Here is a 20,056-nt window from a genome sequence, read left to right on the forward strand (position 1 = left end):
AAAACTATGGCAATTCTACAGATTGGTGCAGGCGGTGTTGGCTGGGTAGTTGCACATAAAGCAGCACAAAACAACGACGTTCTGGGTGATATCACAATCGCATCACGTACCGTAGGTAAGTGTGAGAAAATCATCGAATCGATTCAGAAGAAAAACAATCTGAAAGATTCAACTAAGAAACTAGAAGCTCGTGCGGTAAACGCGGACGACGTAGATTCTTTAGTTGCTTTAATTAAAGAAGTGCAGCCTGACTTAGTGATCAACGCGGGTCCTCCTTGGGTGAACATGTCTATTATGGAAGCATGTTACCAAGCTAAAGTGTCATACCTTGATACATCTGTTGCGGTTGATTTGTGTTCTGAAGGCCAACAAGTACCTCAAGCTTACGATTGGCAGTGGGGCTACCGTGAGAAGTTTGAAGAGGCGGGTATCACAGGTATTCTTGGTGCCGGTTTCGATCCGGGCGTAGTATCGGTGTTTGCCGCATACGCAGTGAAGCATCTGTTCGATGAAATCGATACTATCGACGTAATGGATGTCAACGCAGGCGACCACGGCAAGAAGTTCGCAACTAACTTTGATCCAGAAACGAACATGCTTGAGATTCAAGGTGATTCCTTCTACTGGGAAAACGGCGAGTGGAAACAAGTACCTTGTCACTCACGTATGCTTGAGTTTGAATTCCCGAACTGTGGTTCACATAAAGTGTACTCAATGGCACACGACGAAGTTCGATCTATGCAAGAGTTCATCCCGGCGAAACGTATCGAATTCTGGATGGGCTTTGGTGACCGTTACCTAAATTACTTCAATGTAATGCGTGACATTGGTCTACTCAGCCCAGATCCACTAACGCTGCACGACGGCACGGTAGTCCAACCTCTACACGTATTGAAAGCGCTACTGCCGGACCCAACATCTCTCGCACCAGGTTACACAGGCTTAACGTGTATCGGTACTTGGGTACAAGGTAAGAAAGACGGTAAAGATCGCAGCGTATTTATCTACAACAACGCAGATCACGAAGTGGCGTACGAAGATGTTGAACACCAAGCTATCTCATACACCACTGGCGTACCTGCGATCACCGCGGCTTTGCAGTTTTTCCGTGGTAAGTGGGCAGACAAAGGCGTGTTCAACATGGAGCAGCTAGATCCAGACCCATTCCTAGAAACCATGCCATCGATTGGTCTAGATTGGCATGTTCAAGAACTGGAGCCAGGACAACCTGTTATCCATAAATTGAAGTAAGAATTTAGCGACTCTTATTCGTACGTTTAAGCCGATGCACTTGCGTCGGCTTTGTTCGATTTTATAGTGCCTTTGCTAAGGCGAAGGGACGTAAGGTATCAAAATGCAACAAAACGAACTAAAAACGCCATACTTCATGATCAATGAAGACAAGCTGATTGAGAACCTAGAGAAAGCAAAACAGTTAAAAGACATCTCTGGTGTGAAGCTTGTATTAGCACTGAAGTGCTTCTCAACATGGGGTGTATTCGACATCATCAAGCCTTACCTAGACGGAACAACCAGCTCTGGCCCGTTTGAAGTGAAGCTTGGCTACGAAACATTCGGTGGTGAGACACACGCATACAGTGTGGGTTACAGCGAAGATGACGTTCGCGATGTGGCGAACATCTGTGACAAGATGATCTTTAACTCTCAGTCACAGTTAGCGGCTTATCGTCATATTGTCGAAGGTAAAGCATCGATTGGCTTGCGCCTAAACCCAGGTGTGAGCTACGCAGGGCAAGACTTAGCAAACCCAGCTCGTCAATTCTCTCGTCTTGGTGTTCAGGCTGATCACATCAAACCGGAAATTTTTGATGGTATTGATGGCGTAATGTTCCACATGAACTGTGAGAACAAAGACGTGGATGCGTTTATCGGCTTACTCGATGCTATTTCAGAGCAGTTTGGCGAGTACCTAGATAAGCTGGACTGGGTAAGTATGGGTGGCGGCGTTTTCTTCACATGGCCGGGGTACGACATCGAGAAGTTGGGTTTAGCGCTTAAAGCATTCTCAGAGAAACACGGCGTACAAATGTATCTAGAACCGGGTGAAGCGATCATCACTAAGACAACCGATCTTGTCGTAACAGTGGTTGATATTGTGGAGAATGTAAAGAAGACGGCGATTGTCGATTCAGCAACAGAAGCCCACCGTTTGGATACACTTATCTACAACGAGCCAGCGTCCATTCTTGAAGCATCTGAAAACGGTGAACATGAATACGTGATTGGATCGTGCTCTTGTTTAGCTGGTGACCAGTTTTGCGTGGCGAACTTCGAACAGCCTCTCGAGATCGGACAGCGTCTGCACATTCTAGATAGTGCAGGTTACACCATGGTGAAACTGAACTGGTTTAACGGTCTACGTATGCCTTCGGTTTACTGTGAACGCTCGAATGGTGACATTCAAAAACTGAATGAATTTGACTACTCTGATTTCAAACGTTCACTATCTCAGTGGTCAGTGAAATAAAACGTATTGAGTATTAGAACGACAAAGAGCAGCTGAATTGCTGCTCTTTTTTATTGGGGAAGCGTTAAAGGCATGCAGTTAGCTTTCTACAATTACACGAGTGTCTTCACTCAGAGATTCTAACTCATTCGCCACGTCCTCTATCTCTAGCTCGCTAGGCAATTTAATCGCCATTTTTGCGCTGAATAAGCTGGAGCTTACCCCACCGCCGCCTGCAATGAATACGCGTTGGCAATCCATATCTAGAATTGAAATGCCTTGATTATCGAGAACGTGAGTAATTTCATTCACAATACCTGCTCTATCGTTGGCATCTAAGCGAAGCTGAAAGATAGTGTCTTCACGATGCGAGTGAGGATCCGAGTCAACGAACCTAACCACAAGAGTTTGACATGAAGAGAACGCCTCTTTAACGATGTCGGCATTTTCTCTTGGAAGCTCTACTTTGATGACACCTGCAACTTGATCTTCAATAAAGTTTACTTTGCTTATCAGCCATTTACCGCCATTTTCATGAGTAATTGCTGCGAGTTCTTTGATAGTTGCGGGTGACGCTTGTCCGACAAAATTAACAATAAATACGGTGTTCATAATGTCCCCTCCTGGAATAAGGTTTGGACGCAGTACGAATAAACGTGCTACTTAAGTTATTGGAATAAATCCTTTTATTTAGTGTAGGTGCTAGGAGAGGGTTATGTTTGATGAAAGTCAATTTTTGACACTAATTCGTGAAGCAAATAATTAAAACGATGTTTAGGGCACAAAAAAGCAGCCACCATAAGGCTGCTTTTCTACTGAGTATCAACTCAACTCAACTCAACTCAAGTCAAGGCTAAAATGTTACTTTTAGTTCGACACCGTAAAATTGGCTGTCGTAGTTGGCGCCTGCGTCCATTGCGAATTTTGCGACGTCTTGATTACCAAACCAAGGTGATGAATTAAATTGTAGCTCTGCACTACCGCCCCACGCATCGGTTACCCAATAATGGATATGCCCAACAGGGTTTAGGAAGAAGAGTGATACATCACCGACGGTTTCAGAGCCCATGACTTCGCCGCCGTTTGCTACAATATCTTGCTCAGCAGTGAGCATCATTTCGCCAACCACAGCACCAAAGAATGGTGTGATAAAAATATCCTGCCAAGATGGCACTTCTGCAAATGCCTCTACTCCGTACTCCCAAAAGAACGTTGACATGGTTGCGGAGTACAAGAATGACTGAAACTCGTTATAGCCAGCGTGGCGTGCGGCTGTGTAGTAAACGCCGCCAAAATAAGGGTGCATGATGTAGTTGAGGACATGTTCATCACGATCCCAAACAGGCCCGTCAGAGACATTATCTTTCCATTTTTGACCCAGCTTACTCATGTCTCGGTCTTCTTCGTCCCACTTAGTGATACTTTCTGGAAGGAAAGTCATCATACCAACGGTTGCGATACTCAGGCCAAGAATGGTGTAGGTTTGACCCATGAGGTAATCCCAGTCTTTATCTTGAGGGATTATGAGATGTTTAGGCTGAAGCCCTGCATCAAGATTTAATGAATCATCATTATTCTGTTCAAACATAAGACCGCGATTTTGAGACTCGAAGGTGTACAGAGTCGTCGTTTCGCAGTAACCTGACAAGCAATCAGGTGTGTAAGAAAACTCCGTATGACTGGTCATATCGTACTGACTTGCGTGCGCAAGCGCTGACGAAGTCAAGCAAAGGCCAGTTAGAGTTTTCTTGAACATGGATGATTTTGACACAAAGGTCTCCGAGTTGATGGTGTGATGATCGGGCTCGCAATTATCCCTCAAAACATCAACCATTTAAATACTTGATCCTTATTTAGTCCCAATATATCTCGTCGAGATTCGTCCAAATAAAAAGAAAAATAAGCACTATAACGAATAATAGGATTGTGCTTATGTTCAGGAGTCAGTTGTGAAAATAGCAATGCTTAGTACCGGTGAGGAAGTGCTCCACGGTGATATTGTTGATACGAATGCGGCATGGTTATCTAGCCTGTTTTATCAACATGGATTTGGCTTAACAAAGCGCTCAACGGTTGGTGATAGCCTGTCGAGCTTGGTTGAAGAGTTTTTAATGTTGAGCTTCAACAATGACGTGGTGATCGTGAATGGTGGTTTAGGGCCAACGACCGATGATATGAGTGCGGCCGCCGCCGCGAGAGCTGCTGAGTGTAAACTCGTGCTTTTCAAAGAGTGGTTGCAGCATCTAGAAAGTTTGTATGCTCGACGTGGCATCCCAATGCCAGACAGTAATTTAAAACAAGCCATGCTACCAGAAACGGCTGAGATTCTGGATAACCCGATAGGCACGGCCTGTGGTTTTAAGATGCTGATTAATGATGCCATTTTTTATTTTACGCCGGGTGTGCCAAGTGAATTTAAGCTTATGGCAGAGACGCAAATTTTGCCTGATCTGAGAAGAGCTTTTCCAGAGGTGCAAGGTTCATGTTGTAGTCGAATCTATACGTTTGGCCTTTCCGAATCCGGCATCTCGGACAAGCTTGATCAGCTAAAATTTCCTCAAGGGTATGAGCTTGGTTATCGCTCTTACTTACCTTTTATTGAAGTGAAACTCTTTGGCCCTTCTGACCAGCTTGAACAGCGTTTGAAGTTGGTACAGATGATCAATAAGCATCTTGAAAGCAATACCGTTAGTATTGATTTACCTATGGTTGAAAATGTCGGCCAGTTGTTGGTCGATAAAGGACTAACGGTGTCTATCTCCGAAAAAAGCAGCGGGGGATACTTAACTTATTGGTTAAATAGTGATGAAAACGCTGAAAGGCAACTTGGACATGGTTGGGTACTACCAAGCCAGACTCAAGCGATGAGCAACAGCGGAGACCCATTAGCGGAAACCTTTGCTCTGGCAGGAGCGACGCGAGAGAAGTGTGGGACGGATTTATCACTCGTCACTGGCGATATTGAAGAGGGTGTTTTTTCCGTCGCTTTATCGACACCGTCAGGCGAGTGGGGAGCATTATATAAACTCTCGAAAAAGTATCCGCGTAATGACCAAGTTAAAGTGATCAGTACGGCAGCACTAGACTTGTTGCGTCGCTACCTAGAACGTAAACCGATGTTTGCACATTATGCATTTTTAGAGAAAGTTAAAGAGATGCATCTCCCAGATAGTGCTTTATAACCAGAGACCTATAACAGCCTGAGAGATAAAACACGTAGATACAAAAAAGCCAAGGTAATCACCTTGGCTTTTGCGTTTTATACCGTCGAGTCACGTTATGCGCGCTGCTTTTCTTTCATCGCGTAGTTAACGCCACTGAGTGACAAATCCGATTTTGCTTTACAAATACAAGGTAATATCTCATCACTTTGCGTGTAAGCCATGGCAAAACCAACATACTCCACTTCACCAGATTCCAACTTGCAGCGACAAGCACCACAGTGTCCATCACGACAGTTGTATTCTGGTAATAAGCCAGCTTGCTCCATTGTTTCCAAAATTGTATTGGAAGGGTTGGATTCAATACTGATGAGTTTGTTGATTTTGAGTGTTGCCATTACAGCTCGAATCCTTCGAAGTCGTCTGCGCGAACTTCATTGTCAATTTGACCCACAAGGTAAGAAGAAATTTCCGCTTCTTGAGGTGCAACTTGAACGTTATCTGAAGACAACCAAGCGTTAATCCATGGGATTGGGTTGGTTGTTGCTTCTGGATAAGCTGCAGGTAGACCTACTGCTTGCATACGGATGTTGGTGATGTATTCAACATATTGGCTTAGGATGTCTTTGTTTAGACCGATCATAGAGCCATCTTTGAATAGATACTCTGCCCACTCTTTTTCTTGCTCAGCCGCTTCTTTGAATAGGTCAAAACAGTCTTGTTTTGCTTCTTCTGCGATTTGCATGAAAGTGAAATCATCCTGACCGTTACGTAGCAAGTTGATCATGTGTTGCGTACCGTTCAGGTGAAGCGCTTCATCACGTGCAATCAGCTTAATGATTTTCGCGTTACCTTCCATTAGCTCACGCTCAGCGAAAGCGAATGAACATGCGAAACTAACGTAGAAACGGATGGCTTCTAGAGCGTTCACAGACATCAGACAGATGTACAGTTTCTTCTTCAGATCGTACAGACTAACCTTAACCGTTTCACCGTTAAGGACATGCTCACCTTCACCGTAGCGATGGTAATCATTCGTCGCTTGAATCAAATCGTCGTAGTAGTGCGCGATGTCTTTTGCACGCTTCAGGATGTGCTCGTTCTCAACGATATCATCAAATACCACAGCAGGGTCGTTCACGATGTTACGAATAATGTGCGTGTAAGAACGAGAGTGAATCGTTTCAGAGAAAGACCAAGTCTCAATCCAAGTCTCTAGTTCCGGCAGAGATACAAGCGGCAGCAGTGCCACGTTAGGGCTACGACCTTGGATAGAGTCTAGAAGCGTTTGGTACTTCAAGTTAGAGATGAAGATGTGCTTCTCGTGATCTGGCAGTTTGTTGTAATCGATACGGTCACTAGATACGTCTACTTCTTCTGGACGCCAGAAGAAAGAAAGTTGTTTCTCGATAAGCTTTTCGAAAATCTCAAACTTTTGTTGGTCGTAGCGTGCAACGTTTACTGATTGACCTAGGAACATTGGTTCCTTCAACTGGTCATTCTTTTTTTGGTTAAAAGTACTGTAAGCCATAATGCCTCAATTCCTTTTAAACCTCCCCATAAGGGGAGGTTATCGATAGTCTGTCTTTACGGAGTGTTGGGTGCGGGTAGATTAAATCTTGTTATGCCGCGAGTTTTGAATGTAACATCGAGTGGGTGGGTCGGTATCATATCATTCAGCCCATGTGCGGTACATAATTAAACCTATCTAGCCCACCTCTTACAACCCTATAGCAGCAAGGTAATGTATAATGTTGTTATTGTAACATGAACCTTACCCATAATATAAACATAAATTGACTAAAATCAGATGTTATCTCTCCCAAGTATGTTACTCGAATGTCGGTAAGAACAAACTTGCATATTTGCCAGTTCTCAGGAAAAAATGTTACATATTTGAAGATAAAAAGTGTTGTGCGTAAAAGGAGTGTATCTCCTCGTAACATGGAGCTATCCCGTTAAAAGTGTTGGAGTGACTCAATGTTTGAAACATTTGTGCTATTCGATGCTTTATTTACTAATTCGAGTTCAGTTAAAAACGAGCCTAATATGACGAATTCTTAGGCAATAACTATCGCTTCAGGAATACCTAGCGTCGTAGCATCAATGACTAGATGCAGGACTGTTCCTTTAGTCTTTGTTTTGAATGCGACGTTAACTGTTTTGGCTCGCTTACTAATACATGAGTAATGAGGGCATGACAACGGCAGTTGTGCGAGCTTGAAAATAGACTTTATGAACCCTTGCAGACCTCTCGACTGCATTGAAAATACTCATTTAATCATAAGAGCAGTCGTAATCACTAAACAAACGAGGCCTCCCACGCTACCTTGTCTGATTTGCTTCCATAACTGGATAGCTTCTTCATCAATCTAAAATGTCAGTGAACTGCAATTGATTAAAGCCTGGTGATAGTGTTTCCAATTGGTTGTTTTGTAGTGAGGCTTGGCCATTGGTCTAAGTATTTGAATGAACTTAGCTGATCAGATCGTAGGTTGATGATATAGGTGATGTCTCCAGCCCATTTTTCATTCGGAGCCGATGCGCTAAAGTTCTGAGCCAACAAGTTTGGAGCAACAGGCATTTGATGCTTGCTGTCCGTAGTGCACTTAAACTTGCGTGTAGCTTTCGGCGTTAAATCTTGACGTTTCATACTGGCAGCAATGGTTTTAACATTGTAGTTATCACCGCTCTCAGACAGTTCTTATTGGATACGCCTTGAGCCATCTCGGCCTTTGCTGTTGTCGAAAGCTTCTTTGACCTTTGTATCAAGCTTTTGGCGAATTGCCTCGTGTTGGATGGCCTTATGGCGATGCTTAACCCAGTAATAAAACCCACTTCGGGATACCCCGAACACCTTAGCCATACGCACAATACTGAAGCTCAGCAGGTGTTCGAGCATAAATTCATAGCAATTTACTTTAGATTTTTCGCGATGTATGGAATCCACTCATTCTCTGCAAAACTTAAGCATAGGCAGGAACATGAAAACGAGGTGTCATCATGCTAAGAACGAACGTCATCGGTATAGATTTAGCAAAAAACGTGTTACAGGTTTGCCATATTAGCCGCCAAGGAGAACTGCTCAGTAACAAAGCAGTAAGCAGGCAGAAACTTAAGGAGTTACTCGCTAAATCCAAGCCATCTCTTGTTGCTCTAGAAGGCTGCGCTAGTTGCCACTACTGGGGCAGATACGCTGAGTCTTTCGGACACGAAGTACGGATAATCAATCCGAAAAAGGTAAAGGCATATGTTGATGGCCATAAAACTGATGCCAATGATGCTCTTGCCATCGCTAATGCGGCGCTCCAGATAGGAATAAAATACAGCAAGCCCAAATCAATGGAGCAACAAACCTTGATGTCTCTTGAAGCAAATCGTCAGTTTCTATCAAAAACCATAGTGTCATTGGGGCTGCACATCCGAGGCATTATTAACGAGTACGGTATCGTCAAAGCCAAAGGTACTAAAGGGCTGGCTGAATTGGTCACTTCAACACTCTATGAAAGTGATGTTTTGCCAGCAAGCTTGGTCACAACCTTGTCGATGCTATGGCAGCAATACCTTAACCTGAAAGATGAACTGAGCAAGCTCCAGAAATCCATGAACTCGACAACTCGTCAGATAGAACCTTGCAAAAGACTCATGGCACTGGAAGGTGTCGGTGAAACAATAGCTTCCATGCTCTACGCTACTTTAGGTAACGGAACGCAATTTACCAATGGACGGCAAGCTTCAGCGTTTGTTGGGCTAACACCGAAACAATACAGTTCAGGCGGTAAAGTAACAATGCTGGGCATAGATAAATTTGGCGGTGTCAAAGATCTCCGTTCAATGCTATACCTTGGTGCCATGGCATATATTTACCGATTGCCCGAATCGCCAAAAAACCAGAAGCAGGCATGGCTTATCAAGTTGGTCGATAGGGTTGGGTTCAAAAGAGCCTGTATCGCTTTGGCAAACAAGACGGTCAGGACAGCTTGGGCAATGCTCCACTATGAAACGGCTTATCAGCCAAAGCCATTATCTATTTAGCTATATGAATTAACAGATTACAAATAATGATGTTCAATGGTTAGACCAACCTACTGAGACCCTGACTACTTCGCAATGCTTTTAAAAGCTTCTTTCGCGACAAGGACAGTAGGTGCGTACACATCAAAGGTTAGAAGGTAGCTCCTTCAATAAGAAACCGAATATACGACCGCATCTTATCCATTGCACATTTTTATCTTGTAAAACCCGTGGATTCCATATACGAAGTAGGTGGCGGCCTTTTTTACAATTTCTAGCTCTTCTGCTTGCTCAGCCAATTGCCTTTTTAGCTTGGCAACCTCTGCGGCTAGCTCTTGCTCTCGCTGACTAGTATTGGTGTCTTTCTTCGAGTTCTTCCGCCACCCGTAGATTTGAGATTCATGTAAAGAAAGCTGTCTTGCTGTCGCAGCTACTCCCACTTTCTCTGCTAGCTTCAGGGCTTCTGCCTTAAATTCAGGGGAATGTTTAATTCTAGTTTTCTTAGTTGTCATTGTTCACCTCGTTAGTGATTGTACTCACTTAACTCGGTGTCCAAAACTGCTGGGACGGATCATTCGTAAGGACATTCGTTTGAACTTAATAACGATACTACTTTTCTCTTTATAAAGTCCGATACTTCATTAGTCGTTTTAGAAGAAGTGAAGGTGTAACCTATTTCGTTAGCTACCGCTATAAAATCCTTCTTTGTTTTAAAATCTATACTCCAATCGTAACTCGATGTAGTCAGAGTAGAGAACAATTGATTCATCGCCACACCTTATATTTACAATAATATCAAAAACTTGCCAAATTATATGGTACTAAGTCAGAATACACCTTTTAAACTCACAGAGCGAGATAGATAGTGCCAGTGAACCAAATAAGGAAGCCCTGATAGGCCTTTTATCTATTCATTACTTTATGTACGTCAAAACTCAGTATCGTGAGCTGCACTGAGTATTAACATTAACTTGGAATGGGGCTGCCACTTTTCTGCATTGGCAAACCATTAATTAACTCAGGAATGGAAAGTCTCTTAACTCTCACCTCTAAGGCGATAAGCTAACCTCCCGTATTTCATGTGGGCAAATGAAGCAGCAACGAATAGAGTTATCTGCAACACGCCGACCCATTTACTAGGTTGCATTAAAGCAACAACATAAATCGTAACGCTAATTGCTGACATCACACTGGTAACCGTCATAAACCAATCAAGACCAACTTCGTTTAGCTCGCCATGATACTTTCTAGTAGCACTTCGAACATTGATAATTGAACTTGAATAAATCATCGCACTAGCAATAGACCAATCGCCTGTAAGCAACAAATCATCATACTTCCCCGTCAAGACCTTAACCAAGACAAGCAAGATGAATGGGGTGATAATGAACAGATAAGATGTAGCTACCGCCTTAAACTCATTCTGATGTTGGTATTTCATTCTGAGTTCCACGATAAGTAATGACTTCTTTGATCTCTTTTATCTTTGCATTTTTGATACGTTCTTCACCTTTCTCAACGACAACGTCATACTCTGCGTGAACTCGCAGATAGTCACTTCCCCCCAGACGAACCTCAGAGTTCAGATATTCATCCAACCACTCTTTGTGTGTAATTTCTGCGCTGTATCTCTTATGAGTCCTAGTGCTAATTACTTCCCACTTAGAAGTAGCCTTTTTACAAGGTTTAAAAACTTCAACGATTTCTTCACCGTCAAAGTGACCTCGGTCACTAGAGAACATCTTTTTTACATTACCAGTGAATCTAAAGTTAGGATCAAAAGGGATTACCTCAGCTAACTTAGCACCTTCATTGCAAACTTTAAGATACTCATCAGGTAACAGCTTTTTATTGCCCTCAGACCACTTCTCAGCAACTAAAGCAACATCTAAATCACTAATGTAAGGATCAAGGCGACTTGAACGACCTCTTATAGCCATCTCATTCTTCAGTCTATCTCTTTCATTATTAGTGACGTGTTGAACCTGCTCTTTTTGAGACATCTCACCAGTCAACTCCCTGAAAAGGGAGTCAGGCCTTGTCCACTCCTCAACCTTTAATAACAACTTAGCGAGAATGCAACCATGAGTAACCTCTTGCAACTCAACATCAAAAATCATCTCTGAATCAACAGCCTGAGCAATAATTTGCCCCATCTCCTGATACGCTGAAATGAAATCCCCCATAGCGTGAAATACTTCCGCAGGATTCTTCCTGTTAGAGTTGTATTCAAGGTGAAACTCTAAAACCGTTGCTTCCATTGCCTAGTCCGTTAATCATTATTGTTCATATGGTTATAAATTTTACATCATATTTAAGTGCCAACAAATGTTTGACCTCACCATTAGCTAGACTAAACATGTTGGCTTCTTAACTTGCCTACCAGAATCGACCTCGATTTTTTAAAGTCATATGTGATCAAACTTCATTGTTATCCGACTTACCTCACGCTTATTGGATAACATTTAGTAGGGCAAATTAGCACTAACGATTAACAGGACATAAAGTGCGATATGACTAAAACGGTTTGGGGCGTGCGATGTGAGGTCGTATGAAGCGCTGTTCACCGCTCAATGTGTGAACCATCAGTATCACCAGATGAACCTAAGAGCCTGAATAAAGTAGCGGATCCGACAATGTAACGAAGGTTGGCATTCGCCAATCGGGATCTAAATCGTGAGAGGACGATCCTCCTGATAACCACAAAATTGGGTGAGTGCTAGGTAATCAGCATGATGAGCATACGTGAATTCGCATAAGGTGCGTTATACGTTGAAACAGCGGAAGTAGTTAATACGCTGTAGCCAAAAGGCAAGAGAATCGAAAGAGATTACCCCATGATCTTTCGTTGTCATTGAACTCTCCGCAACATAGCTGTGAAAAACAGCCCTATCCCTAAAATAAACTCCAATCGATTCAGTCTGAACTGCATACAAACCTAACTCATTAAGGCAGAAGTTCCTTCACATCACAGCCCAAAGTGTCTGCAATCTGATACAACTTTTCAAGCGTGATATTGATTTTACCGCGTTCTATGCGGCTCATATAGCTTCTATCTATCTCAGCGAGAAGGGCTAGTTTCTCTTGAGGTAAACCTTTGGATCTTCTCATTTGTACAATACGTTGGCCTACAGCTTCGGCAAGTTTCGTGTTCATGTTTTTTATTTATGAAATTAATTTCCTGAACAATGCACACTTGCGGACTATATGACCACGGATTATAATCCTCAAAATCAACTCAATTGGTCATTTTTTATGCAAACGAAGGTAAGAATCAGAAAAGAGCTATTTCTCGCCATTTATTACAATGAACACTTCTCTGCCAACGACCTAAAATCCTTTCCATTAGACAGTGATGAAAAAGAATACTTATCGGATGAATACGTCGAAAAAAAATTGAAGGAAATGTCGTTGATCGGCGCAGTCCTTTCATGCGGTTTCGACAAGCATGGTGATGAAGAATTTTCCAAAGGTTTTATGTTTAACCATATCGACTGGGAGGTCGTGGATTGCGACAATTACAGTGAGGACTCCAACTGCCTTTCTTTCAAAAGAGAAAGTCTTTTGACGATTTTGCAAGATAAACAGTCAGAGCTGTCAGAGTCCTATTCTCTTCATAAAAGGACATGGAAGCATTTCAATCAGTTGTGTGCTCAACACTCAGAACTTCGGCTGTGTTTAGACGAGTATATATCCGAGTATGACAATCGTAGATTGGATCTCAAAGCCGAAATGCTTGCAGTAGAAAACGCAATTACCTTCTACAAAAATACAGCCCACCCAGTAGAAAGTGGGAGCTAATTTGCACAATTCTATACTTTACGCACATGCCACAAACAACAACATGCTCGTGGGGCAGTTTGTCCAACAGTCGAAGACCTACTGGTCATTTTCATACTCTGATGAGTGGTTAGCATATGATTCAGCTTTCCCTATCTCGTTGAGCCTGCCGCTCGTAAAGGGACAATGCTCATCATTTAATACACTGAATTTTATTCACAACCTGCTTCCTGACTTGAAAGAAGAACGATTAAGCCTTGCTCACTCGGTAGGTGTGCAATCCAACGATGCATTCAATTTACTCTCCAAGATAGGTCATGATTGCACGGGCGGCATTTCATTTAGTCAGAGTAGGGAGCCGCCAAAGATAGGATGGAAATATCGAGAGATCTCGGCAAGTGAATTAAATGAACTCGTTACCCAGCGTAAGTCATTTCTTCCATTTTTTGGGGATTATCGACCTTGTATTTCGGGAACACAGCGAAAAACAACTCTAACTAGGTTGAACGGTAAATGGTATGTACCTCAAGAGAAATCACTAAGTAGCCACATTATCAAATACCCAATGGATGCAATTGCGCAAAGCAACTCAGTACTGGATATGAGCAGCAGTGTTGAGAATGAATTCATCTGTACTCAAATAGCGAAGGAACTTGGTTTTAAAGTGCCCGATATGGAGATAATAACGACTGAATCAGGAGCTAAAGCCCTTGCAGTAAAACGGTTCGACCGATGTTTTGGTGACGGAGTTGTGACTCGTAGACACCAAGAAGATTTCTGCCAGGTTTTTGGTGTACCTGAACATCAAAAATATCAATCGGAGAACAAGCTAAGTGTCTCCAAAATTGTTGATGCTTTAAGTCTCTCTGCGGAAAGTAAGGCGAACAATCATGACTTTTTTAAGTTTATGGTTTTTCAGTATTTTATTGGTGCAACTGACGGTCATCTCAAGAACTTTTCCGTACATATTGCTCCTAGCGGACACTATCAACTTACACCGTTCTACGATTTGCTATCAGCTTACCCCGCTATCGGTAATAGAGGCTTAAATAAGCGTAAGCTAAAGCTAGCAATGGGACTGAAAGCATCACGAGGATACAAATATCATATCAGCAAAATTTGCTTACGGCATATAGAGCAGACAGCTAATCAGTTCGGTATCAGCAATACGAACTGTCATGAAATCGTCTCTGCCTTTCTCGCTCAATTTAGTAGCGCACTTAGCTCTGTAGACAATCGATTTCCTGAAAAGGAATTTTCGCTAGTAAAGGACGCAATATTTCAACATGCCACTAAGATCGTCGAAAAGTTAAACAGATCAATTAAGTAAACATCTCGGGTAACAATTATTGCCCATTTTGTAAACATACTCGTTAGCAGTGAGGGAAAGATGGCTGAAACCACGACCAATGGAAGTAACACGACTCTTGATTTGAAGCAGTCTTTCGCTCTGTTAAGTGTCGATAAGAATGGAATCGTAACGATGAAATTTGGTGATGAAGTAACGGTTTTTATGAACGACAAATGCCCAGCAATCGCAACAGATTTGTTAAAAGTGATCGCGTCAATAAAAACGGAAGCAGCTAACAATGGAACGTGAGGAAGATAAGAGTAAAGAGCTAACAGAACCTTCTTGTGAGAACCTGAGCGTAGCTCGCTTTTTAGCCTTGCTCGAAAAAGACATCGAGCAGCATACAGATAAATTAGTCGTTCCTTCTCATGAAATGAAAGAAGAATTAGATGAGAGCGTCGGTGATTATTCAGTCGATTTAGATGGCGACTATTAGGAGTGAGGATAGTATGAAAGCAAAAATCGGCATTCTATCAGAAGAGCTTGCTCGTAAGCGCATGATTCGGATTGCAGAAGGAAAAGTGACGTCTAAAGAACATTACCCTCAATTTTTGTTTGAGTCACTGGCTGTGCTTTCACAACTGTTGTCTAACGAAAATGTTGAGCTGCTGAATTTGATTGCTCGCGAAAAGCCAAACAGTCTTGATGAGCTTGCTGAAAAGAGTGGGCGCAGTATCAAGGATGTTACTGATACTTTCGAAGCTCTTTCATCTAAAGGTTTTGCTTGTATAGATACGAAGAGAGGTCAATCTCGACCAATTGCGTTGTTTACAACGTTCGAGATCGTTATGGGCAGGTCTCTTTTACTTTGAATTGCTAACATACAATTGGACAAAAGCGTGTTAGCGACTTTACTAATTTAGTTCATGACGAATAACTAGAAGTATGGCTAACGTACAATTGACTGCCAACAGGCCTCAACAACTATACTTACTAACTTATATGTGAGAAATTCCATATTAATACAATCGGATAGTGTGGATAATCACATGGGATTCAGAGTTAATACCATCGCAAATCATGAGCTTTGGCATTTGGGGTCAACTGAAGAGAACGCTTTTACTGTAATAATAGGAAATAACGGGTGTGGAAAAACGCAGCTGTTAGTTGATACTTGTGCTTATTATCAAGAAATGTACTCTCAGTTGCTCAATAGCGACAAACCTAACGTAGCTACAGCAGTCCGTGATGTAAAGGAATATTCTGCTGAGTGGAGTCTATTAGGAGAAAGGTTCGGCCTTTCTTTACCAAAAAAGTTGATTGCAGCGTCAACGAGTCAGTTTGAAAAGTTCCAACAAAGATGGAAGAGTAAGAAGGACATTCAACAAAACGGGTTTTATGCCTACGTAGGTTCTAAACCTTATTCACCATTTCAAGCACCTTCAACACGTATCGCGTCGAAAGCAATTCAACAATTATTGGGCAATGAAAAATTTGAAACGAGAAAACTTGTTGCGTTAACAAATTTCCTGCATAAGTTCGATTTTGGTGGTTTATTGCGTTTGCGTTTTAATGTGGCTATTTCTAGCGATGACTTTACAAATTTGCAAAATGGCCAACAATTACAGCCCAAAACAACTCTGATACTGAAGGAAGCCCTAGAAGAATATGAACAAGAAGAAATCCTTGGGCTAATCCAATATTGTGAAGAAATCTACAAAGAACCAGAATTCCTTCTTTCTTTAGATCGCAATGCTTTTACATTAAAACACTTAAGAAAACACGAAGAGAACTTTTCTGACGTTGACATTGATCGTCATGTCGTTTCCACGCTGCTTAGGGCTGGACTTATCGAGCTAGAAAATCTTGAGACAGTTCGTCACACAAAAAGTCCCTCAAATTATGTAGACGATCTTGATATATCAGATGTACCTCTGACGGGCTTAGCTAAGCGTAGTTCTGGCGAGCAATGCTTATTCTTGCTCTTTTTGGGTATTATTTCTTCTATAGAAGATGATGCACTGATCTGCATCGATGAACCTGAAATCAGCCTTCATCCGCAATGGCAAGAGAAGTTTGTAGACATTCTTAGGGACTCATTTTCAGGCTATCAAGGGTGCCACTTCCTTATCGCAACGCACTCTCCCTTAATTGTGTCAGACATCTCCGCTTCAAATAGTTGCGTGTACGATATGGTTAATCGCAAGTTAATTGATGCTCGCCCTCATAAAGAGCGCTCTGCAGATTATCAGTTGGCGACGTTGTTCCATAATCCAGGCAATAACAATGAATATTTGATTACTCAAATTATTGAGGTCTTGGATTCTGTCTGTAAGACAGAAAACCCTCCCGAAGAAGCGTTAATAACTGCGAATTGGCTATTGAGCTTTGAATCTCAATTGGAAGAACACGATAAAGTCAGAGTCTTACTGGGAATTATGCGCTCAACTTTGTTGGCTGGAGGGTATCTATGACCCCTTTTGTTCTGAACGAAAATGACGAAGCGATCATCAAAAGCGTGTTGGAAAAAAACGTATCCCCTAATGAAAAATGGGCGGATCCTGCGGTGACAGAACTCAAAACTAGAATGAAACGACATTACATCGAACAGCAAAAATATTGCTGTGCTTATTGTAAGGTTCACAAACCTTCTTTGCACGGTGGGGATTGGGATTTAGAACATATCATGCACAAAAACAATTTTGATAAGTGGATGTTTCACCCAGAGAACCTCTGTGTCTCCTGTAAAGAATGTAATGGATACAAAGGTACATCGTTAATTACCAAATCCCCTACTTATAACAAATTCCCCACTCGGTCATCGAGTTACACTATCGTCCATGCACACTACGATAGGTACGAAGACCACATAACCGCACTGGTACCTGGAATAACCTATAGGTATAAGGGGGATAAGCATGGTAAAGGATGGAAAACCATCGAAGTGTGTGGGTTGTTGCGCTACCACGAAGAGGGAGGCCGAACACAGGTTGACCCAATCATCCAAGCTGTATTGCGTTTGGCTGCTGATGACCAGAGACAAGAAAACTTGCAGCTTGCTATCGAAATGTTACAAAGCAAAATCAACGCACTAAGTTAGTCTGAGTTGCACTCTTAACTGATTGTATCCGAAAAGTTGTTTGGTATTAGAAAATCTATGAAAAACTCTTGAAGTTAGACGGGGCGCATTTACTTTCTCCAGCACGAAATGGGGCATAAGTGTGCCAGCAGTGATAGTTCTGGCACATCTCTGGACAAGTCTGTTTTAGGGCGTTTGCTAATTTAGCTATTCATAAATAAGTTCTGGTATTGAAAACTGGCTACTAGCTACCGACTAATATCTCAAAATCATCCGCAGTCCTCACCACCATCATCTCACTTCTGCCACTGTGGGTGAAAAATTCGAACAAGTCTACTTGACCTGTCTAATACTCTACAGTTCATACTATCCAAATACTAAGAACACTTGGGTCAAATCTCACATGTACTTGATTTCGGAATTGGCAGCAAAGGCTGGCATCTCTCGCACCACCTTACTCTATTACGAGAAGTTAGGGCTGATTAACGGTCAGCGTCTTGACAATGGATATCGCTATTACAACGAAAACGATTTGCAACGACTGTTTTTGATTCAGCAACTTCAAAGCGCAGGACTCTCATTGAAAGAGTGCGAACAGTGCTTAGTCGCGAAGTTAAGTAGAAGCTTATTAGAAAATCGGCTGACGCAACTCAACCATGAAATTGATAAAAAAATCCAGGCTCGTGAGTTGCTACTGGCGTTACTTGGGGAGCGTCCACAAAGAGAGTTACATTACTCTCTTAGTCAAAGTGCGCCTAGCGCTTACTTAAACTGGTTAAGTACGCAGGGTTACAGTGAAAAAGAAGCGCTCCGATTAAAGTGGCTATCAAAAGATATGAACGAACACGAGAGTTACATGAAAGACTTTATGACTGTCTTTGCAACATTAGAAAGATGGGGGCCAGGGAGTCACAAGGACTCTTTAAAAGCGATTTCATTAATGTCTCCTCAGACAATGACCGATATTTTAGACATTGGTTGCGGCACTGGCACCTCAACATTACTGCTAGCCGATAACAGTACCGCGCACATTACCGCCGTGGATAATGAGCCTATTGCCATCGAACAGCTCAATAAAAAAATCCAAAATGCACAGTTACATGAGCGGATTTCTCCTGTTTGTGCCTCTATGACGGAACTGCCATTTCAGGCAAAGAGTTTTGATGCCATTTGGGCGGAAGGCTGCGTCTACATTATGGGAATGGAGAACGCACTAAAACAATGGAAGCCTCTGTTGAAAGACAATGGCGTCTTGATGGTGAGTGATTTGGTTTGGCTCACTGACTCTCCCGACGAAGAGACAAAACAGTTTTGGCTGGCAGACTACCCAGACATTCAATCGATACCTAAACGGCTCGCTCTGTTCAAAAAGCATGGCTACGAAATGATCGAACACTTCTCATTAGGCGTCGATGCATGGCAAAACTACTGGCAACCGCTGCAAAGCCGAGTTGAGGAATTACAAGCTGTTATGCCTGCGTCCCAAGCGTTACTGGACATTAAGAAAGAGATTTCAGTTTACGAGCGCAGTGCCGCAAAAGACTTTACCTATCAGTACTTTATTTTAAAAAATTGCAAACTAGAGATAGATATATGAAATACGCTTTGTACAAACAAGAACAAGCTCAAGAAATCATTACACTGTTCAATAACACATTTTCGGATTCAGAAGGTAAAGAAGAAGGTGCATTAATTGCGAAACTCGTGGAAGACTTTCTCACTTTACCAACCAAAGATGAGGATCTTTATGTTTTTATTGCTCAAGATGAAAGTGAACGCATTGTCGGTAGCATTATTTTCTCTCGCCTATCGTTTCCAAATGGTGAAAACATATTCCTTTTAGCTCCCGTGGCCGTTGCAACAGATTGCCATGGGCAAGGTGTAGGTCAAGGATTGATCAAATTTGGGTTAGCGACACTGAAAGAAAAAGGCGTCACCGTTGCCATTACTTACGGGGATATCAACTTTTACTCAAAAATAGGATTCGCTCCAATCAGTCAGGACGTAGTTCAAGCTCCGCTAGGCTTATCCTACCCTGAAGGATGGATTGCCCAACCTTTGGTTGGTGAAGTAATCCCTCACGTTGTGGGCAAACCAACATGCTTACCTGCTATCGACAATCCTTATTATTGGTAGTTAATTGGCGTGAAAACCCCTTCGTTTCTGAATTTAGATGGCTATGCTTAAACGCTATTTTCTAAGCGGCGCTCTTACCATGCTCACCTAGTCACAACGGACATACCGTGTATGTTATAAGCAATTAT

Annotated in this window: 20 protein-coding genes and 3 pseudogenes; 13 read left to right on the plus strand and 10 right to left on the minus strand. The window is 42.3% G+C overall.

Annotation, left to right across the window (positions count from 1 at the left end; translation table 11 throughout):
- Positions 1 to 6 precede the first annotated feature (6 nt).
- Together NL644_RS11710 and nspC are read left to right on the plus strand one after the other, a co-directional pair.
- Positions 7 to 1,251, plus strand: a complete 1,245-nt coding sequence (locus NL644_RS11710) for a carboxynorspermidine synthase (protein WP_005394799.1) — start codon at positions 7 to 9, stop codon at positions 1,249 to 1,251.
- A 103-nt stretch (positions 1,252 to 1,354) separates the two neighbouring features.
- Positions 1,355 to 2,488: a carboxynorspermidine decarboxylase gene (gene nspC, locus NL644_RS11715; protein WP_048625711.1), complete on the plus strand. Its 1,134-nt coding sequence runs from the start codon at positions 1,355 to 1,357 to the stop codon at positions 2,486 to 2,488.
- A 78-nt stretch (positions 2,489 to 2,566) separates the two neighbouring features.
- Here nspC and NL644_RS11720 read toward each other — a convergent pair whose 3' ends face one another.
- Both NL644_RS11720 and NL644_RS11725 read right to left on the minus strand, forming a co-directional pair.
- Positions 2,567 to 3,079, minus strand: coding sequence for a glycine cleavage system protein R (locus NL644_RS11720; RefSeq protein WP_005394795.1), 513 nt, complete (start codon positions 3,077 to 3,079; stop codon positions 2,567 to 2,569).
- 241 nt (positions 3,080 to 3,320) lie between these two features.
- Positions 3,321 to 4,223: a DUF3943 domain-containing protein gene (locus NL644_RS11725; protein WP_031780425.1), complete on the minus strand. Its 903-nt coding sequence runs from the start codon at positions 4,221 to 4,223 to the stop codon at positions 3,321 to 3,323.
- Between the two features lie 193 nt (positions 4,224 to 4,416).
- On the opposite strand from NL644_RS11725, the gene NL644_RS11730 reads away from it, so the two are divergent.
- Positions 4,417 to 5,649 (plus strand): CinA family nicotinamide mononucleotide deamidase-related protein, encoded by a 1,233-nt coding sequence (locus NL644_RS11730; protein WP_114323231.1) that lies wholly within the window; start codon positions 4,417 to 4,419, stop codon positions 5,647 to 5,649.
- Positions 5,650 to 5,744: 95 nt separating this feature from the next.
- Here NL644_RS11730 and yfaE read toward each other — a convergent pair whose 3' ends face one another.
- The 4 genes and pseudogenes from yfaE to NL644_RS11750 all read right to left on the minus strand — a co-directional run.
- A complete protein-coding gene (gene yfaE, locus NL644_RS11735) occupies positions 5,745 to 6,026 on the minus strand; it encodes a class I ribonucleotide reductase maintenance protein YfaE (RefSeq protein ID WP_005376817.1) in 282 nt (93 codons plus the stop codon).
- The gene (gene nrdB / locus NL644_RS11740; RefSeq protein ID WP_005376818.1) at positions 6,026 to 7,159 is read right to left on the minus strand and encodes a class Ia ribonucleoside-diphosphate reductase subunit beta; all 1,134 of its coding nucleotides are present in this window, start codon (positions 7,157 to 7,159) and stop codon (positions 6,026 to 6,028) included. Before nrdB ends, yfaE begins: the two co-directional genes overlap by 1 nt.
- Before the next feature lie 553 nt (positions 7,160 to 7,712).
- A pseudogene (locus tag NL644_RS11745) lies at positions 7,713 to 8,081 on the minus strand (transposase); the annotation flags it as partial.
- Positions 8,048 to 8,563: pseudogene (locus NL644_RS11750) on the minus strand (IS3 family transposase); the annotation flags it as partial. The pseudogenes NL644_RS11750 and NL644_RS11745, both read right to left, overlap by 34 nt.
- Before the next feature lie 68 nt (positions 8,564 to 8,631).
- On the opposite strand from NL644_RS11750, the gene NL644_RS11755 reads away from it, so the two are divergent.
- Complete coding sequence (locus NL644_RS11755; RefSeq protein WP_253658418.1) at positions 8,632 to 9,663, plus strand: IS110 family transposase; 1,032 nt, start codon at positions 8,632 to 8,634, stop codon at positions 9,661 to 9,663.
- Positions 9,664 to 9,885: 222 nt separating this feature from the next.
- Here NL644_RS11755 and NL644_RS11760 read toward each other — a convergent pair.
- The 4 genes and pseudogenes from NL644_RS11760 to NL644_RS11775 form a co-directional block, all read right to left on the minus strand.
- Positions 9,886 to 10,154: pseudogene (locus NL644_RS11760) on the minus strand (transposase); the annotation flags it as partial.
- Positions 10,155 to 10,678: 524 nt separating this feature from the next.
- Positions 10,679 to 11,083: a hypothetical protein gene (locus tag NL644_RS11765; protein WP_039453131.1), complete on the minus strand. Its 405-nt coding sequence runs from the start codon at positions 11,081 to 11,083 to the stop codon at positions 10,679 to 10,681.
- Positions 11,061 to 11,903 (minus strand): hypothetical protein, encoded by an 843-nt coding sequence (locus NL644_RS11770; protein WP_039453133.1) that lies wholly within the window; start codon positions 11,901 to 11,903, stop codon positions 11,061 to 11,063. The genes NL644_RS11765 and NL644_RS11770 overlap by 23 nt, the downstream gene beginning before the upstream one ends.
- Before the next feature lie 685 nt (positions 11,904 to 12,588).
- The gene (locus NL644_RS11775) at positions 12,589 to 12,798 is read right to left on the minus strand and encodes a helix-turn-helix domain-containing protein (RefSeq protein ID WP_039453138.1); all 210 of its coding nucleotides are present in this window, start codon (positions 12,796 to 12,798) and stop codon (positions 12,589 to 12,591) included.
- A 99-nt stretch (positions 12,799 to 12,897) separates the two neighbouring features.
- Between NL644_RS11775 and NL644_RS11780 the strand changes: the two genes are divergently transcribed.
- The 9 genes from NL644_RS11780 (at position 12,898) to NL644_RS11820 (ending at position 19,928) form a co-directional block, all read left to right on the plus strand.
- Complete coding sequence (locus NL644_RS11780) at positions 12,898 to 13,443, plus strand: hypothetical protein (RefSeq protein WP_039453146.1); 546 nt, start codon at positions 12,898 to 12,900, stop codon at positions 13,441 to 13,443.
- A gap of 1 nt (position 13,444) precedes the next feature.
- Positions 13,445 to 14,752, plus strand: coding sequence for a HipA domain-containing protein (locus tag NL644_RS11785; RefSeq protein WP_253658419.1), 1,308 nt, complete (start codon positions 13,445 to 13,447; stop codon positions 14,750 to 14,752).
- A 60-nt stretch (positions 14,753 to 14,812) separates the two neighbouring features.
- Positions 14,813 to 15,022, plus strand: a complete 210-nt coding sequence (locus tag NL644_RS11790) for a hypothetical protein (RefSeq protein ID WP_047725754.1) — start codon at positions 14,813 to 14,815, stop codon at positions 15,020 to 15,022.
- Complete coding sequence (locus NL644_RS11795; RefSeq protein ID WP_253658420.1) at positions 15,012 to 15,209, plus strand: hypothetical protein; 198 nt, start codon at positions 15,012 to 15,014, stop codon at positions 15,207 to 15,209. The genes NL644_RS11790 and NL644_RS11795 overlap by 11 nt, the downstream gene beginning before the upstream one ends.
- 13 nt (positions 15,210 to 15,222) lie before the next feature.
- Positions 15,223 to 15,585: a transcriptional regulator gene (locus NL644_RS11800; RefSeq protein ID WP_068864088.1), complete on the plus strand. Its 363-nt coding sequence runs from the start codon at positions 15,223 to 15,225 to the stop codon at positions 15,583 to 15,585.
- Between the two features lie 177 nt (positions 15,586 to 15,762).
- Positions 15,763 to 17,187, plus strand: a complete 1,425-nt coding sequence (locus NL644_RS11805; RefSeq protein WP_253658421.1) for an AAA family ATPase — start codon at positions 15,763 to 15,765, stop codon at positions 17,185 to 17,187.
- Positions 17,184 to 17,813, plus strand: a complete 630-nt coding sequence (locus NL644_RS11810; RefSeq protein ID WP_182052701.1) for an HNH endonuclease — start codon at positions 17,184 to 17,186, stop codon at positions 17,811 to 17,813. Before NL644_RS11805 ends, NL644_RS11810 begins: the two co-directional genes overlap by 4 nt.
- A 382-nt stretch (positions 17,814 to 18,195) precedes the next feature.
- Entirely contained in the window at positions 18,196 to 19,389 is a 1,194-nt protein-coding gene (locus tag NL644_RS11815; RefSeq protein ID WP_222133562.1) for a methyltransferase domain-containing protein, read from the plus strand.
- On the plus strand, positions 19,386 to 19,928 hold the full coding sequence (locus NL644_RS11820; RefSeq protein WP_047725747.1) for a GNAT family N-acetyltransferase: 543 nt from the start codon (positions 19,386 to 19,388) through the stop codon (positions 19,926 to 19,928). Before NL644_RS11815 ends, NL644_RS11820 begins: the two co-directional genes overlap by 4 nt.
- Positions 19,929 to 20,056 lie beyond the last annotated feature (128 nt).

Source organism: Vibrio sp. Y10_XG_PY6, from assembly GCF_024181795.1.
GTDB classification, from domain to species: Bacteria; Pseudomonadota; Gammaproteobacteria; order Enterobacterales; family Vibrionaceae; genus Vibrio; species Vibrio diabolicus.

Bases quoted from the DNA above. Each gene is read 5' to 3' on its own strand.
- nrdB (WP_005376818.1), bottom strand. From the start codon at position 7,159: ATGGCTTACAGTACTTTTAACCAAAAAAAGAATGACCAGTTGAAGGAA.
- NL644_RS11770 (WP_039453133.1), bottom strand. From the start codon at position 11,903: ATGGAAGCAACGGTTTTAGAGTTTCACCTTGAATACAACTCTAACAGG.
- NL644_RS11790 (WP_047725754.1), top strand. From the start codon at position 14,813: ATGGCTGAAACCACGACCAATGGAAGTAACACGACTCTTGATTTGAAG.
- yfaE (WP_005376817.1), bottom strand. From the start codon at position 6,026: ATGGCAACACTCAAAATCAACAAACTCATCAGTATTGAATCCAACCCT.
- NL644_RS11710 (WP_005394799.1), top strand. From the start codon at position 7: ATGGCAATTCTACAGATTGGTGCAGGCGGTGTTGGCTGGGTAGTTGCA.
- NL644_RS11810 (WP_182052701.1), top strand. From the start codon at position 17,184: ATGACCCCTTTTGTTCTGAACGAAAATGACGAAGCGATCATCAAAAGC.
- NL644_RS11720 (WP_005394795.1), bottom strand. From the start codon at position 3,079: ATGAACACCGTATTTATTGTTAATTTTGTCGGACAAGCGTCACCCGCA.
- NL644_RS11775 (WP_039453138.1), bottom strand. From the start codon at position 12,798: ATGAACACGAAACTTGCCGAAGCTGTAGGCCAACGTATTGTACAAATG.
- NL644_RS11755 (WP_253658418.1), top strand. From the start codon at position 8,632: ATGCTAAGAACGAACGTCATCGGTATAGATTTAGCAAAAAACGTGTTA.
- NL644_RS11765 (WP_039453131.1), bottom strand. From the start codon at position 11,083: ATGAAATACCAACATCAGAATGAGTTTAAGGCGGTAGCTACATCTTAT.
- NL644_RS11725 (WP_031780425.1), bottom strand. From the start codon at position 4,223: ATGTTCAAGAAAACTCTAACTGGCCTTTGCTTGACTTCGTCAGCGCTT.
- NL644_RS11815 (WP_222133562.1), top strand. From the start codon at position 18,196: ATGTACTTGATTTCGGAATTGGCAGCAAAGGCTGGCATCTCTCGCACC.
- NL644_RS11805 (WP_253658421.1), top strand. From the start codon at position 15,763: ATGGGATTCAGAGTTAATACCATCGCAAATCATGAGCTTTGGCATTTG.
- NL644_RS11780 (WP_039453146.1), top strand. From the start codon at position 12,898: ATGCAAACGAAGGTAAGAATCAGAAAAGAGCTATTTCTCGCCATTTAT.
- NL644_RS11820 (WP_047725747.1), top strand. From the start codon at position 19,386: ATGAAATACGCTTTGTACAAACAAGAACAAGCTCAAGAAATCATTACA.
- NL644_RS11795 (WP_253658420.1), top strand. From the start codon at position 15,012: ATGGAACGTGAGGAAGATAAGAGTAAAGAGCTAACAGAACCTTCTTGT.
- NL644_RS11800 (WP_068864088.1), top strand. From the start codon at position 15,223: ATGAAAGCAAAAATCGGCATTCTATCAGAAGAGCTTGCTCGTAAGCGC.
- nspC (WP_048625711.1), top strand. From the start codon at position 1,355: ATGCAACAAAACGAACTAAAAACGCCATACTTCATGATCAATGAAGAC.